General features: G+C 64.8%; 14 protein-coding genes. 11 read left to right on the top strand and 3 right to left on the bottom strand.

Features of this window, described 5'->3' with window-relative positions:
* Nucleotides 1-3 precede the first annotated feature (3 nt).
* Together AC4BCN_RS14440 and AC4BCN_RS14445 are read left to right on the top strand one after the other, a co-directional pair.
* Entirely contained in the window at nt 4-1845 is a 1842-nt protein-coding gene (locus AC4BCN_RS14440; RefSeq protein ID WP_139091833.1) for a glycoside hydrolase family 15 protein, read from the top strand.
* Nucleotides 1846-1943: 98 nt separating this feature from the next.
* Nucleotides 1944-2303 (top strand): hypothetical protein, encoded by a 360-nt coding sequence (locus AC4BCN_RS14445; protein WP_034751161.1) that lies wholly within the window; start codon nt 1944-1946, stop codon nt 2301-2303.
* Between the two features lie 40 nt (nt 2304-2343).
* On the opposite strand, the gene AC4BCN_RS14450 is transcribed toward AC4BCN_RS14445, so the two are convergent.
* Nucleotides 2344-3267: a LysR family transcriptional regulator gene (locus AC4BCN_RS14450; protein WP_490491007.1), complete on the bottom strand. Its 924-nt coding sequence runs from the start codon at nt 3265-3267 to the stop codon at nt 2344-2346.
* A 119-nt stretch (nt 3268-3386) separates the two neighbouring features.
* Between AC4BCN_RS14450 and mdcA the strand changes: the two genes are divergently transcribed.
* The 9 genes from mdcA to mdcH are packed head-to-tail and all read left to right on the top strand — an operon-like array spanning nt 3387 to nt 10673.
* Nucleotides 3387-5060, top strand: a complete 1674-nt coding sequence (mdcA, locus tag AC4BCN_RS14455) for a malonate decarboxylase subunit alpha (RefSeq protein WP_490491008.1) — start codon at nt 3387-3389, stop codon at nt 5058-5060.
* Between the two features lie 17 nt (nt 5061-5077).
* Entirely contained in the window at nt 5078-5944 is an 867-nt protein-coding gene (locus tag AC4BCN_RS14460; RefSeq protein ID WP_490491009.1) for a triphosphoribosyl-dephospho-CoA synthase, read from the top strand.
* Nucleotides 5931-6239, top strand: a complete 309-nt coding sequence (locus AC4BCN_RS14465; RefSeq protein ID WP_034751150.1) for a malonate decarboxylase subunit delta — start codon at nt 5931-5933, stop codon at nt 6237-6239. Before AC4BCN_RS14460 ends, AC4BCN_RS14465 begins: the two co-directional genes overlap by 14 nt.
* The gene (locus tag AC4BCN_RS14470) at nt 6236-7090 is read left to right on the top strand and encodes a biotin-independent malonate decarboxylase subunit beta (RefSeq protein WP_490491010.1); all 855 of its coding nucleotides are present in this window, start codon (nt 6236-6238) and stop codon (nt 7088-7090) included. Before AC4BCN_RS14465 ends, AC4BCN_RS14470 begins: the two co-directional genes overlap by 4 nt.
* Nucleotides 7087-7899, top strand: a complete 813-nt coding sequence (mdcE, locus tag AC4BCN_RS14475) for a biotin-independent malonate decarboxylase subunit gamma (RefSeq protein WP_490491011.1) — start codon at nt 7087-7089, stop codon at nt 7897-7899. The genes AC4BCN_RS14470 and mdcE overlap by 4 nt, the downstream gene beginning before the upstream one ends.
* A gap of 54 nt (nt 7900-7953) precedes the next feature.
* Nucleotides 7954-8373 (top strand): malonate transporter subunit MadL, encoded by a 420-nt coding sequence (gene madL, locus AC4BCN_RS14480; protein WP_490491012.1) that lies wholly within the window; start codon nt 7954-7956, stop codon nt 8371-8373.
* Nucleotides 8366-9130, top strand: coding sequence for a malonate transporter subunit MadM (gene madM, locus AC4BCN_RS14485; RefSeq protein ID WP_490491013.1), 765 nt, complete (start codon nt 8366-8368; stop codon nt 9128-9130). Before madL ends, madM begins: the two co-directional genes overlap by 8 nt.
* On the top strand, nt 9130-9738 hold the full coding sequence (locus AC4BCN_RS14490; protein WP_490491014.1) for a malonate decarboxylase holo-ACP synthase: 609 nt from the start codon (nt 9130-9132) through the stop codon (nt 9736-9738). Before madM ends, AC4BCN_RS14490 begins: the two co-directional genes overlap by 1 nt.
* Nucleotides 9735-10673, top strand: a complete 939-nt coding sequence (gene mdcH, locus AC4BCN_RS14495) for a malonate decarboxylase subunit epsilon (protein ID WP_490491015.1) — start codon at nt 9735-9737, stop codon at nt 10671-10673. The genes AC4BCN_RS14490 and mdcH overlap by 4 nt, the downstream gene beginning before the upstream one ends.
* Here the strand turns inward: mdcH and AC4BCN_RS14500 are convergent.
* Both AC4BCN_RS14500 and AC4BCN_RS14505 read right to left on the bottom strand, forming a co-directional pair.
* The gene (locus AC4BCN_RS14500; RefSeq protein ID WP_490491016.1) at nt 10670-12352 is read right to left on the bottom strand and encodes a TonB-dependent receptor domain-containing protein; all 1683 of its coding nucleotides are present in this window, start codon (nt 12350-12352) and stop codon (nt 10670-10672) included. The genes mdcH and AC4BCN_RS14500 overlap by 4 nt on opposite strands.
* A gap of 9 nt (nt 12353-12361) precedes the next feature.
* Entirely contained in the window at nt 12362-12973 is a 612-nt protein-coding gene (locus tag AC4BCN_RS14505; protein WP_490491017.1) for a TonB-dependent receptor plug domain-containing protein, read from the bottom strand.
* Nucleotides 12974-13155 lie beyond the last annotated feature (182 nt).

A 13155-nucleotide genomic window follows, 5' to 3' on the forward strand; every position in this document is an offset into this window, starting at 1 on the left:
CCGATGACGACATCCTATGACACCCCCAGCGGCGCCCACGCGTCCGCCGCCACTGCGCCGCCGGCGCAAGCGTCCCTCAACTGCGGCGTGGTGGGCAATTGCGCCTTCAGCGCCCTGATCGACCAGGCGGGGCAAGTCGTCTGGTCGTGCCTGCCCCGTTTCGATGGCGACCCCGTCTTCAATACCTTGCTGGACGACACGGAAAACGGCAGCGTGTGGGCCATCGACATCGAGAATTTTGCCCGCAGCGAACAATTCTACGAGCCGAACACGGCCGTGCTGCGCACGCGGCTGTACGACACGGATGGACGCGGCGTGGAAATCACGGACTTCGCGCCCCGCTTCCTCAGCCGCGACCGCATGTTCCGCCCGCTGATGCTGATCCGCCGGGTGCGCCCGCTCGACCACGCCGTGCGCATCCGGGTGCGCCTGCGTCCCCGCTACGACTGGGGCAAGCTGGCGCCGCAGGTAACGCAGGGCAGCCACCACATCCGCTATGTGGGGCCGGATCAGACCTTGCGCCTGAACACCGATGTGTCGCTCAATTATGTGCTGAGCGAAACGTATTTCGTGCTGGGCGGCACGGCCAACTTCCTGCTGGGCCCCGATGAAACCCTGGCCGGCGGCATCGACGAGACGGCGCGCATCTTTGAAAAGGAAACCATCAACTATTGGCGCACCTACACGCGCCGCCTGGCCGTGCCGCTGGAATGGCAGGACGTGGTCATCCGCGCGGCCATCACATTAAAACTGTCTTTATATGAAGACACGGGCGCCATCATCGCCGCCATGACGACGAGCATCCCGGAAGCGCCTGGCAGCAGCCGCAACTGGGATTACCGCTATTGCTGGCTGCGCGACGCCTTCTTTGTCGTGCGCGCACTCAATAGTTTGTCGGAAGTGGGCACGATGGAAGAATATTTGCGCTGGCTGACGAATATCGTCGCCCGCTCGAAAGGCGGCCACATCCAGCCCCTGTACGGCATCGGCCTGGAAGAGCAGTTGCCCGAATCCATGCTCGACCACTTGCCCGGCTACCGGGGCAATGGCCCCGTGCGCGTCGGCAACCAGGCGCAGGAACACTTTCAGCACGACGTTTATGGCAACATCGTCCTGGGCGCGGCGCAGGCTTTCCTCGACCACCGCTTGTTCCACCGGGGCGGAAAAGCCGAGTTCGCCGCACTGGAAGCCGTGGGTGACCAGGCCTTCAAACTGCACGCGGAACCGGACGCGGGCATGTGGGAGCTGCGCACACGGGCCAGGGTCCACACCTCGTCCATGCTGATGAGCTGGGCCGCCTGCGACCGCCTGGCCAAGGTCGCCCATACACTGGGCTTGCCGGACCGCGCCGACCACTGGAACAGCCGCGCCGTGCTGATCCGCGAACGTCTGCTGCGCGAAGCGTGGAGCGAAGAGCGCCAGGCCTTCGCGGAAAGCCTGGGCGGGCGCGACCTCGACGCCTCCGTCCTGCTGATGGCGGAAGTCAACTTCATCGACCCCATGGACCCCCGTTTCATCGCCACCGTCGACGCGCTCGAAGCATCCTTGTGCGACGGCCCCTACATGCGCCGCTATGAAGCGCCCGACGACTTCGGCAAACCGGAAACCGCCTTCAACATCTGCACCTTCTGGCGCATCGACGCCCTGGCCCGCATCGGAAGAAAGGACGAAGCGCGCAAGATCTTCGAAACGATGTTGATGGCGCGCAACCACCTGGGTTTGCTGTCGGAAGATACGCACCCGGTGACGGGCGAGATGTGGGGCAATTTCCCGCAGACGTATTCGATGGTGGGGTTGATCAACTGCGCGGTGCGGCTATCGGCGCCTTGGGATAGTGCGATTTAATTGTGCCATGTCATTACCCGCCAGGTCATCACCAGCCTAGGTGCGCAGGAACACGAAATGCCGAATGGCATCCACACTGATCAATACGAAATACCGAGATGACGACCGCAAACGACATTTTAGCGACAATAAATGACAGCATTTTTCTTGAGACTATTTTCCAGAAAGATACTGATTGGGATGCTGTATTGTGCGCCAGGGAATCTGTTGAGTTTGATGGCGCATGGTGTGCCAGCTACGAAAAAGTGACCTCATCTTGTCCACCTGAAGGCGCCCTGGTGAAGGGGATCAGGGAGGTCGCATTCAAGAAAGTGTATCAAATCACTGAGAATTCCGACCTTGCTGGCTATGTGTCGGACGATATGGGCCTGATTGCACAGGCATGCCACGATAAAGTCGAGATCGACTTTATCGACAATCTCTGGAAAACCTATATGCGCGGAGAGTTTCCAACTTGAGCTGATACAGGCATGTTCGCGGCGCATCTGCGACGCCATTTCAGCTGCCAGTTGCGCGCTCGCGCCGCCCATACAACCTGCACTCCGCCGCCAGCGCCAGCAAATTCGGGTCGCGCTCGCGGCTGCTCAGCATCAGCAGGGTGATTTGCTGGTGCGAGCCGTAGCGTGCGTCAAGCGGGATCAGTTCGATGCGCGAGCTGAAGGCGCGGACCCGGCCCGGCAGCAGGCTGTAGCCGATGCCGCCGCTGACGAGGTTGATCAGCGAGAAGATGTCGCCGACCCGCATGGCCGTGTCGGGCACGAAGCCCGCCAGGTCGAACGCGTGGTTGAAGCTTTGCGAGGTGACGAAACCTTCGTTGAGAGTGACGAATTTGTCATTGCGCAGCTGCTGCAAGTCCACCGAGGCGGCGCCCGCATAAGGCGAGGCTAGCGGCGCGGCCAGGTAGACGTCGTCCTGGAACAGGGGCACGGCCACCAGCCCGGCATGCTGTTCTTCTTCCTGTACGCCGACGATGATGGCATCGAGTCGACCATCGGCCAGGCTTTGCAGCAGTTCGCGGTTCGAGCCCAGGGTCAGGTCGATGTCGAGACCGGGACGGCGCAGCTTCAGGGCGATCACCAGTTGCGGGATGCAGTGCAGGGTCAGGGAATACAGCGAACCGATCTTCAGGCGCACGGGGTTGATGCCCGACATTTCGCGCACCTTGCGCACGCCTTCCTCGCACTCGGCCAGCGCGCGCCGCGCTGATTCGGCAAAGGTGTAGGCCGCATGCAGGGGGATCAGGCTGCGGCCCTCGCGCTTGAACAGGGGGCAGCGCAAGCCGTCTTCCAGCGAGTGCAGGGCGCGGTGCACGCTGACCGTGCTCTGACCCAGCGCATCGGCCACCCTTGCCAGGTTGTTCAATTCCATAAAGCTGAGAAAAACTTCGAGCTTTTTCAGTGTGATTTCTTCATTGATGGCCATGATCACCGTGATTGTCGTGAGTTCATTAACTTCAGGGTAATGAACATGGTAGCAGGTTGATTGTCGCGGCCCCGTTTTCGCTCTATCGTCAAGGTTCGATAGCTTAATTCGGAGGCAAGATGTCAACCGCCACAGCAGCGCCAGCGCAGCGGCAAAAACAATGGGACACGCGGCGCACCGAGAAGCGCCGCCGCCTGGAAGCCGTGCGCCACTACGCGAGCGGTCCCGTGCTGCAACAGGGCGACATGGTCGCCGTGCTCGAAGCGCTGCTCGCGCCGGGTGACCGCGTCGTCCTCGAAGGCAATAATCAGAAGCAGGCCGACTTCCTCGCCCGCATGCTGACCCAGGTCAATCCCGACAAGATCAATCATCTGCACCTGATCATGCCCAGCGTCAGCCTGCCCGAACACCTGGACCTGTTCGAGCGGGGCATCGCCCGCAAGCTCGATTTTTCGTTTGCCGGCACGCAAAGCCTGCGCATCGCCCAGTTCCTGCAGGATGGCTTGCTGGAAGTCGGCGCCATCCACACGTATATCGAATTGTATGCGCGCCTGTTCGTCGACCTCACGCCCAACGTCGTCATGGTGGCCGGCTACATGGCCGACCGCCAGGGCAATCTGTACACGGGCCCCAGCACGGAGGACACGCCGACCCTGGTGGAATCGGCCGCCTTCCGCGACGGCATCGTCATCGCCCAGGTCAATCAGATCGTCGACGACGTCAGCGACTTGCCGCGCGTCGACGTGCCCGGCTCGTGGATCGATTTCGTCGTGCAATCCGACAAACCGTTCTTCATCGAACCGCTGTTTACCCGCGACCCGCGCGTGATCAAGCCCGTGCACGTGCTGATGGCCATGATGGCGATCCGCGGCGTGTATGAGAAACACCAGGTGCAGTCGCTCAATCACGGCATCGGTTTCAATACGGCCGCCATCGAGCTGATTTTGCCCACGTATGGCGAGCAGTTGGGCCTGAAGGGCAAGATCTGCCGCAACTGGGTGCTGAACCCGCATCCGACCCTGATACCGGCCATCGAGACGGGCTGGGTCGAGAGCGTGCACTGCTTCGGCGCGGAACTGGGCATGGAAGGTTATGCGGCGGCCCGGCCCGACGTATTCTTCACGGGCCGCGACGGCTCCATGCGCTCGAACCGCGCCCTGTGCCAGCTGGCGGGCCAGTACGCGGTCGACCTGTTCATCGGCGCCACCTTGCAGATGGATGGCGTAGGTAACTCGTCCACCGTGACGAATGGCCGGCTGGCCGGCTTTGGCGGCGCGCCGAACATGGGCCACGATCCGCATGGCCGGCGCCATCCGACGCCGGCCTGGCTGGACCTGATTGAGACGGACGACCCACTCGCGCGCGGCAAGAAGCTGGTGGTGCAGATGGTCGAAACGTTCCAGGACGGCGGCCAGCCGACGATCGTCGAATCGCTCGATGCCGTGGCCGTGGGCCAGGCCAGCGGCATGCCGCTCGCGCCCGTGATGATCTATGGCGACGACGTCACGCACGTGCTGACGGAAGAGGGCATCGCCTACCTGTACAAGGCCCGCTCGCTCGATGAACGCAAGGCCATGCTGGCGGCCGTCGCCGGCGTGACGCCGATCGGCCTGCGCCACGACCCGAAGACGACGGCCAAATTGCGCGCCGGCGGCCTGATCGCGCTGCCCGAGGATATCGGCGTGCAGCGCGGCGCGGCGAGCCGTTCGCTACTGGCCGCGAAAAGCATCGCCGACCTGGTCGAATGGTCGGACGGCCTGTATCAACCACCCGCCAAATTCAGGAGCTGGTAATGATTGCAATGAGCACAATGATGATGACACCGGTGCGGGAACGTGCTGCCACGTTGGGACGGCAAGTGCTGCAGGCGCTGCTCGACGAAGTGACCTTGACGCCGAAACCTGGCCTGGTCGACTTGCGCAGCCGTGGCGCCCACACGGACTTGAACTGGGCCCTGATGTGCCATTCGGCCTGCGTGCTGGAGCCCGTGTTTGCCGCCATGGCCGACGCCGGCGCGCAGAGTGAAGACGACGACTTGCTGCGCCAGCGCATCGGCGCCATCGGCCGCGATGGCGAAGCGCTGATGCTGGCAGCCACGGGCGGCGTGAACACGCACCGTGGCGCCATCTGGGCGCTGGGCCTCTTGGTGACGGCGGCGGCGCAGCAGGGCGCGCGCGGCGCATCGCTGGCACCAACAGCCGTGGCGGCGCGGGCCGGTGCGCTGGCCCGTTTGCACGACCGCGGTGCGCCTGGCGCCACCGGCAACAAGGGCGAGCTGGCATGCCGCCAGTACCAGGTCGACGGCGCGCGCGGCCAGGCCCGGGCCGGCTTTCCCCTGGTGACAGGCGTTGGGCTGCGTGCGCTGCATGCCTCTCGGGAGCGCGGCGACAACGAAACGACGGCGCGCCTGAACGCCTTGCTGGCGATAGTCAGCCAGCTGGACGATACCTGCGTGCTGTCGCGCGGCGGCGAATCGGCCTTGCTGGCAGTGCAGGCAGGCGCTGCGCGGGTGCTGGCGGCCGGCGGCGCGGCCACTGCCGCCGGCACCGAAGCGCTGCTGGCGCTGGAAGCGGTGGCGCTGGCGCGCGGCGTCTCGCCGGGCGGCGCGGCCGATCTGCTGGCGGCCACCCTGTTCCTCGACCGATTGACAGAAGGAGAAGCGCATGGAAACGCGTGACTATACATTCCCGGCCGGGCAGCCGGCGGCAGGGCGCGCGCTGGCCGGCGTCGTGGGCTCGGGCGACCTGGAAGTGCTGCTGCAGCCAGGCAGCGATGGCGTGACCCGCATCGTCGTCAACACCTCGGTCGATGGCAAGGGCGCCGTGTGGGATGCGCTGTTGCAGCGCGTATTCGGCGGCGAGCCGCTGCCGGCGGCGCGCATCGTCATCAACGATTGCGGCGCCACGCCGGGCGTGGTGCGCATGCGCATCGAACAAGCGTACGAAGAATTGCAAGCGGGGAGGGCGGCATGAGCACATTGCAGCAATTACTCGAGCGTGACAGCTTCATCGAACGGGGCGCGCGCAGCCGGGCCAAGGCCTTGCTGGATGCGGGCAGCATGCGCGAACTGCTCGACCCGTTCTGCGGCATCGCTTCACCGTGGCTGCCGCAACAAGGCGTGACGGCCCAGGCGGATGATGGCGTGGTGATGGCCAAGGGCCTGTTCGACGGCCAGCCGGCCGTGGTGCTGGCCATCGAGGGCGCTTACCAGGGCGGCAGCATGGGGGAAGTGGGCGGCGCGAAGATCGCCGGCGCGCTGGAACTGGCGGCGCGCGACAACCGCAACGGCATACCGACGCGCGCCGTGATCCTGTTCGAGACGGGCGGCGTGCGCCTGCAGGAAGCCAACCTGGGCCTCGCTGCCATTGCCGACATCCATGCGGCCATCGTCGACCTGCGCCGCTACCAGCCCGTGATCGGGATTACGGCCGGCACGGTGGGCTGCTACGGCGGCATGTCGATCGCGGCAGGCTTGTGCAGCTACCTTGTCGTCACGCGCGAGGCGCGCCTGGGTCTCAACGGCCCGGCCGTGATCGAGCAGGAGGCGGGCGTGGACGAATTCGACTCGCGCAACAAACCGTTCATCTGGAGCCTGACGGGCGGCGAACAGCGCTTCCACAGCGGCCTGGCCGACGCCTATGTCGAAGACGACACGGCGCAGATGTGCGCCACCGTGGCCGAATTGTTCGCGCGCGGCGTGCCAGCACAGCACCGCAGCAGCCAGGCCGACGTTTTCCTCGCCCGCCTGGCGCAAGTGGACGCCGGCCCGCAAGCCACGCCGCAAGCCGTGCGCACCATCTACAGCAAAGGAACCGCAGCATGAACGCCATCACCGATACGAGCCGCGGCGCCGTCTGGCTCGCGGCCCTGACGCAGCATGCCGCGCCGCTGCCTGATTACCCGCCTTCCGTGCGCGTGGTCGACGCGCCGCTGGCGGGCGAAGCGGCGCGCTACCTCGCCGTGCTGCCCGACCCGGACAACCGTTTTACGCGCGCCCGCAAGGGTGAAGTTGGCCTGGTCGAGGCGTGGCAGCTGGCGCGCGCCGTGCAGCAGGTGGTGCTTGAAGACCGCGAGTTGGCCGTGAAACGCCCCATCGTCGCCGTCATCGACGTGGCCAGCCAGGCGTATGGCCGGCGTGAAGAAGCCTATGGTATCCACCAGGCGCTGGCCGGCGCGGCAGGCGCTTACGCCGAGGCGCGCCTGGCCGGCCATCCCGTGATCGGCCTGATCGTCGGCAAGGCCATGTCGGGCGCCTTCCTCGCGCACGGCTACCAGGCCAACCGCCTGATCGCGCTCGACGACCCGCAAGTGATGGTGCATGCGATGGGCAAGGCGTCGGCCGCGCGCATCACCTTGCGCACCGTGGAAGCACTCGAAGCGCTGGCCGCCACCATCGCGCCGATGGCCTACGACATTGGCAACTACGCCACCCTGGGCCTGCTGTGGCAAACCTTGCAGGTGGCGCAGCCCGACGATCCGTCGGCGCAGGACGCGGCCGCCGTCGAGGCCTGCCTGCAGGCGGCCCTGGCCGACATCCGCGCCGACCCGCTGCCGGACCTGTCCAGCCGCCTGGGTGCACCACACCGCCAGGCGTCGGCAAAAGTCAGGGAGGTGCTGGGGCAGCAGTGGTAGGGGAAACAACAGAGAAGACAGCAAGTCATTCCATTCCTATAACGGAGACAAATCATGATCATTTACGGAACCGCACTGCTGGCGTTATGCCATTTGCTCGGCATCTTCCTGGGCGACCTGCTCGGGCAGCTGATGGGCGTCAAGACCAACGTGGGCGGCGTGGGCATCGCCATGCTGCTGCTGATCTGCGCCCGTCTCTACATGCAGCGGCGCGGCTGGCTGCCGCAGATGACGGAGCGGGGCGTCGAATACTGGGGCGCCATGTATATTCCCGTGGTGGTGGCGATGGCCGCGCAGCAAGACGTGGTGGCGGCCCTGCGCGGCGGGCCGGTGGCCGTGCTGGCCGCCATCGGTTCCGTGATCGTTTGCGGCGCAGTGATCTCGCTGATTAATCGTATGGAAAACCCGCGCATGGAAAGCCCGGCCGCCGTCGAAGCCGACTCGATGCTGATCAAGGAGCACCGTCATGCTTGAGCTCTTTGAAAAAGCCGCCATCCACAATGGCCTGGTGACGGCATTCGCCTTTGTCGGCCTGGTCATGCTGCTGTCGGTGGCGCTGTCGAAATATCTGACCTTCGGCCGCGTGCATGGCTCGGCCATCGCCATCGTGATCGGTCTGGGCCTTGCTTACTGGGGCGGCGTGCATAGCGGCGGCCACAAGGGGCTGGCCGATCTGTCGCTGTTCGGCGGCATCGGCCTGATGGGCGGCGCCATGCTGCGCGACTTCGCCATCGTCGCCACCGCCTTCGAAGTGCAGGCGACGGAAGCGCGCAAGGCTGGCCTGATCGGCGTCGTGGCGCTGATGCTGGGCGTGGTGCTGCCGTTTCTCGTCGGTGCCGGCGTCGCGTATGCATTTGGCTATTCGGACGCCGTCAGCATGACGACCATCGGCGCCGGCGCCGTCACGTACATCGTCGGCCCCGTCACGGGTGCGGCCATCGGCGCCAGTTCCGACGTCATGGCCCTGAGCATCGCGGCGGGCCTCATCAAGGCCATCCTGGTAATGGTCGGCACGCCCGCCGCAGCGCGTTTCCTGCGCCTGAAAACGCCGCGTTCGGCCATGGTTTTCGGCGGCCTGGCCGGCACCGTCAGCGGCGTCTCGGCGGGCCTTGCCTCCACCGACCGCAAGCTGGTGCCGTATGGTGCGCTGGTGGCCACGTTTCATACGGGCCTGGGCTGCCTGCTGGGACCGTCCTTGCTGTTCTTTGCCGTCAAGGCGGTGGTGGCTTAATGGAAGCTTGGCGCGCGCATGACTTGCTGTGGCTGGACGGCTTGCCGGACGGCGCATCCTTGCCCGCCTGGGCCGACTCTGCCTGGCTGCAGGCGGCGCCGCTCGTGGTGCGGCGCGCTGGCACGGCGCCCGGGCGCATCCCCGTGGGCTTGCGCGGCATGCTGCGCAGCGAGCGGCATGCGTGCGAAGTGGACGCTGCCGCCGTCGTGCGCCGCGTCACGCCGGAAATGCTGGTGCATGCGCCAGTGTCGGATGTTTCCTGCGCCGCGCTCGACGCGCTGCGGCTGGTAGCGCCGCTGCTTCACGCCACGGGCTGGCCTTGGGGGCCGACGGGCGGTGTCGGTTTCGCGCTGGCCAGCGGCTTGCCCGTGCTGCGCGCCGACAGCGACCTCGATCTCGTGCTGCGCATCGCCGCGCCGCCCGATGGCGCCCAGGCCGACGCCCTGCGCGCCATCGCGGCCACTGTCACGGCGTGCCGGCTGGACCTGCAGATCGATACGGGCCGTGGCGGCTTTGCGTATGCCGAGTGGGCGGCGGGGCGTGAGCGGGTCTTGCTGAAGACAGACCACGGTCCCGTGCTGACGGCCACGCCATGGGAGCTGGCATGAGCGTCTTGTTTACCTTTCCCGGCCAGGGCGCCCAGACTCCTGGCATGCTGCATGCGTTGCCTGGCGATGCGGCCGTGGCGGCGGCCCTGGCCGAAGCGGCTGAAGTGCTGGGCCACGATCCTTTGGCGCTGGACACGGCTGCCGCGCTGGCGTCGACGCGGGCCGTGCAACTGTGTTTGCTGATCGCGGGCGTGGCGGTGGCGCGTTCCCTGGCCGCACGCGGCGCGCTGCCCGACATGGTGGCCGGCTTTTCCATCGGAGAATATGCGGCGGCCGTCGTCGCCGGCGCGCTCGATTTCACCGACGCCGTGCGCCTGGTGGCGCGGCGCGGCGAGCTGATGGAACAAGCGTATCCGGCCGGCTACGGCATGGCGGCCATCATCGGCCTGGACCTGGCGCAGCTGGAACCCTTGCTGGCGCAAGTGCATGGCGCAGCAACCCCCGTGTATGTCGCCAATCTGAACGCGCCGCGCCAGGTCGCCATTGCCGGCAGCGAGTCCGCCTTGCACGCCGTGATGGTGCTGGCCCTCGCGCATGGCGCCAGCAAGGCCAAGCGCCTGGCCGTCAGCGTGCCGTCGCACTGCCCGTTGATGGAGGCTGCCGCGAGCGACATGGCTGCCGCCTTCGATGGCGTGGTCGTGCGCCGCCCATCGCTTGTCTACGTGAGCAGCAGCGCGGCGCGCGCGCTGTTCGACCCGGCCCGCATCCGCGACAGCCTGGCCGCCAACATGGCGCAGCGCGTGCAATGGTCCGCTACCGCGCGCCTGGCGTGGGAAAGGGGGGCCAGGCTGGCGCTGGAAATGCCGCCCGGCAGCGTCCTGACGCGGCTGACGGCGCCAGACTTCACGGATGGCGTGGCCATCTGCTGCGACGGCAACCGGGGCGACAGCCTGCTGGCGCTGGTGAGGCGGGAGCGGGATGGCGCCGCGCCTTAGAGCCTGGCGCTCAGTCCAATCTGGAAGCCACGGCCCGGCAAGGGCGCGATGTATTTCAGTGGGGAGTTGTGCGGCCTGGCATCGTCATCGAGGAGGTTGGTGCCGCTGATGAACACGTCGATGCCGGCAAACGGCGAATTCGGCACCTGCAGTGCGCGGCTCACCTGGAAGTTCACCATGGTGTAGCCGTCGAGCGGCACTTCCTCGCTGACGCTCTTGCCCAGGTACTTCTGCTTGTCGTACCAAGTACTGGAAAGCCTGGCCTTCCACCCCTTGTTTTCCCACAGCAGATTCGCGCCATAACGGTTGGTGGGCATGTTGGGCAGGTAGGCACCGTCGTTGTGCGCGCGCAGCTTGTCCGGATTGTCCGCCTTGTTCTTGACCAGGTCGGCAAAGGCGGAGATGTTCAGCTTGCCGTAGCCGCCAAGCTCAATGAGCTCCGAGGCGTCGATCTCGAATCCCTTGACCGTCGTATCGGTCTGCTTCCAATATTTCAATGGCAGGCGATTCGCCGTCTGCAGTCCCGAGTGGCCAAGATACAGAAAGTTTTCATACTTCATGACGTAGCCGGTGGCGGACAGCTGGAAGCCGCGATGGCCGAACAATCCGGTAAACTCGGTATTCCGCGCGCGCTCGGCTTTCAAATCCTGGTTGCCTTCTTCCTGGGTCATGATCGAATAGTGGCGGTTGCTCGCATACAACTCATTGACGTCGGGCGCTCTTTCCGACGAGGCATGGCGCAGCTTCGCACCGAACAGCTGGCCCAGCTTGGCCGAGGCCCCCAGGCTATAGCTGTTCAGGCTGAACGACCTGTCCTCGAGTTTGGCGTTTTTCGCATTCCTTGACGTCTTGAAGCCGCTGTTGTGGATGTCGTGCTCGACTTTTTCATGGCGAAAACCCGCATCGAAGGTGGCCCAGTCGACGTCGAGGCTTTCCTTGACGAACAGCGCGCTGCTGGCCGTGCTTGCGTCGGGAAGGTAAAGCTGCGGCCCGTTGCCGGTGATGTCGCGGGATTGATGGCTCAGGCCAAGCACGCCGCTCAATGGCCCCGCGCGCCGGTGCGCGAGCAGGAGCTCGGCTTGATTGGTGTCGAAGCGGTAGTCATTCGCCTTCGCCGCACCGAGGCGTTCTCCCGACGTATTGTTCAGGCGCGACACGCGCAACTGCGCGCTTTCCATATACGCGACGGGATCGCGCAGAGTGGCTTCCAGTGCATATTTATCCTGGCTGATCACGACGCCGACGGGTAACCCCTCGTCATAATTCGATCCGAAAGACTTGTTTTCCATGGAAAAGCCCGGCACGCCATAGTCGCTACTCTTGGTGTCGAGGCTGACGGCCACGTAACCGCGATCGAAAAAGTAGGTGCTGCCGACGGCAAAGTGGGAATTGCTGGCATGGCTGTTGCCCAGGGTGCCGTGGTAATCGGGTGTCACGTCCTTGTTGATCTTGTTCTGCACCGTCTTTGACGTGCCCGGCACGTAAGCGGGGTTGGCCGGATTGACGTAGGTCTTGCGCTGCCAGACGGACGTCGGCTGATTCGTATAGAAGGAAAAATCGCCATCCGCCCAGTCCGGATTTTCCGTCATGAACTGGTCGATAAACGGTTGCGAAGCCTTGTTATAGACTTGCTGGATCCTCGCTTCTTTCTGGCAACTGTCGGCCAGGAAGGTATTCACGCCGCCGTTTCATGGGAACAGCTGGCTGTTGCACACGCCGGCCTTGCTGTTGCCAGGAATATCGTAGTGCCCGATCTTCTGGAAGGACATCTGCAAATTCGTCGAGAAATGTTTGCCATCGTTGAAATTCATGCGCAAGCCTTGCGCGTCGGCATCGTTGAAGCCCTTGCGCAGGACAAATTCCAAATCCTTCGGCTTGTCCTCGATCTTCCTGGAAATGAGGCCGGAATCGACGTCCACGCTGCCGCCGATCGCATTGCCGCCGAAACGTACGCTGTCGGACGATTTGTTGACGGTCACGCTGCGCGCGAACAGCGGGTCGAACGGGATGTTGATGTCGCCGCTGAGCGCATTCATGCCGAGGATGGACTGGCCATCCTCGAGGATTTGCACGCGGCTGCCACTGAGGCTGCGAATCACGGGGGCGCCGGCATTCGGGCCGAAGGCGCTGCTTTGCACGCCGGAGAGATGCTCGAGCATGCCGCCCAAAGTCCTGTTCTGCGCTTGTGTATTTTCGACCAGCACGACGCTGTCGATGCTGGAAGGCCTGTCCGCGCGGACTTTGATGGTTTGCAGGGTGACGTCGTCCGCCGCGTAAGCGAGCGGGGTAGTGGACAGCATGGCGGCTGCGAATACGTGATGGCGCATAGGACTCTCTAAAAGGCGGTATGGGATGCTGGCGCTGGACGCAGGCGCAGCGCGAAGTGATAAATGCAATTGAGTTGCAATAATAGCTGGCGCCCAATGCTATTGCAAGTAAACTGCATTTGGTCGCACGGAAGGCGCAGCACGGACAGCCGGCA

The organism is Janthinobacterium sp. Bl 1 (assembly GCF_058215535.1).

Coding starts and splice junctions, on each gene's coding strand:
- AC4BCN_RS14440 (WP_139091833.1), top strand. CDS start 4: ATGACGACATCCTATGACACCCCCAGCGGCGCCCACGCGTCCGCCGCC.
- AC4BCN_RS14445 (WP_034751161.1), top strand. CDS start 1,944: ATGACGACCGCAAACGACATTTTAGCGACAATAAATGACAGCATTTTT.
- AC4BCN_RS14450 (WP_490491007.1), bottom strand. CDS start 3,267: ATGGCCATCAATGAAGAAATCACACTGAAAAAGCTCGAAGTTTTTCTC.
- mdcA (WP_490491008.1), top strand. CDS start 3,387: ATGTCAACCGCCACAGCAGCGCCAGCGCAGCGGCAAAAACAATGGGAC.
- AC4BCN_RS14460 (WP_490491009.1), top strand. CDS start 5,078: ATGATGATGACACCGGTGCGGGAACGTGCTGCCACGTTGGGACGGCAA.
- AC4BCN_RS14465 (WP_034751150.1), top strand. CDS start 5,931: ATGGAAACGCGTGACTATACATTCCCGGCCGGGCAGCCGGCGGCAGGG.
- AC4BCN_RS14470 (WP_490491010.1), top strand. CDS start 6,236: ATGAGCACATTGCAGCAATTACTCGAGCGTGACAGCTTCATCGAACGG.
- mdcE (WP_490491011.1), top strand. CDS start 7,087: ATGAACGCCATCACCGATACGAGCCGCGGCGCCGTCTGGCTCGCGGCC.
- madL (WP_490491012.1), top strand. CDS start 7,954: ATGATCATTTACGGAACCGCACTGCTGGCGTTATGCCATTTGCTCGGC.
- madM (WP_490491013.1), top strand. CDS start 8,366: ATGCTTGAGCTCTTTGAAAAAGCCGCCATCCACAATGGCCTGGTGACG.
- AC4BCN_RS14490 (WP_490491014.1), top strand. CDS start 9,130: ATGGAAGCTTGGCGCGCGCATGACTTGCTGTGGCTGGACGGCTTGCCG.
- mdcH (WP_490491015.1), top strand. CDS start 9,735: ATGAGCGTCTTGTTTACCTTTCCCGGCCAGGGCGCCCAGACTCCTGGC.
- AC4BCN_RS14505 (WP_490491017.1), bottom strand. CDS start 12,973: ATGCTGTCCACTACCCCGCTCGCTTACGCGGCGGACGACGTCACCCTG.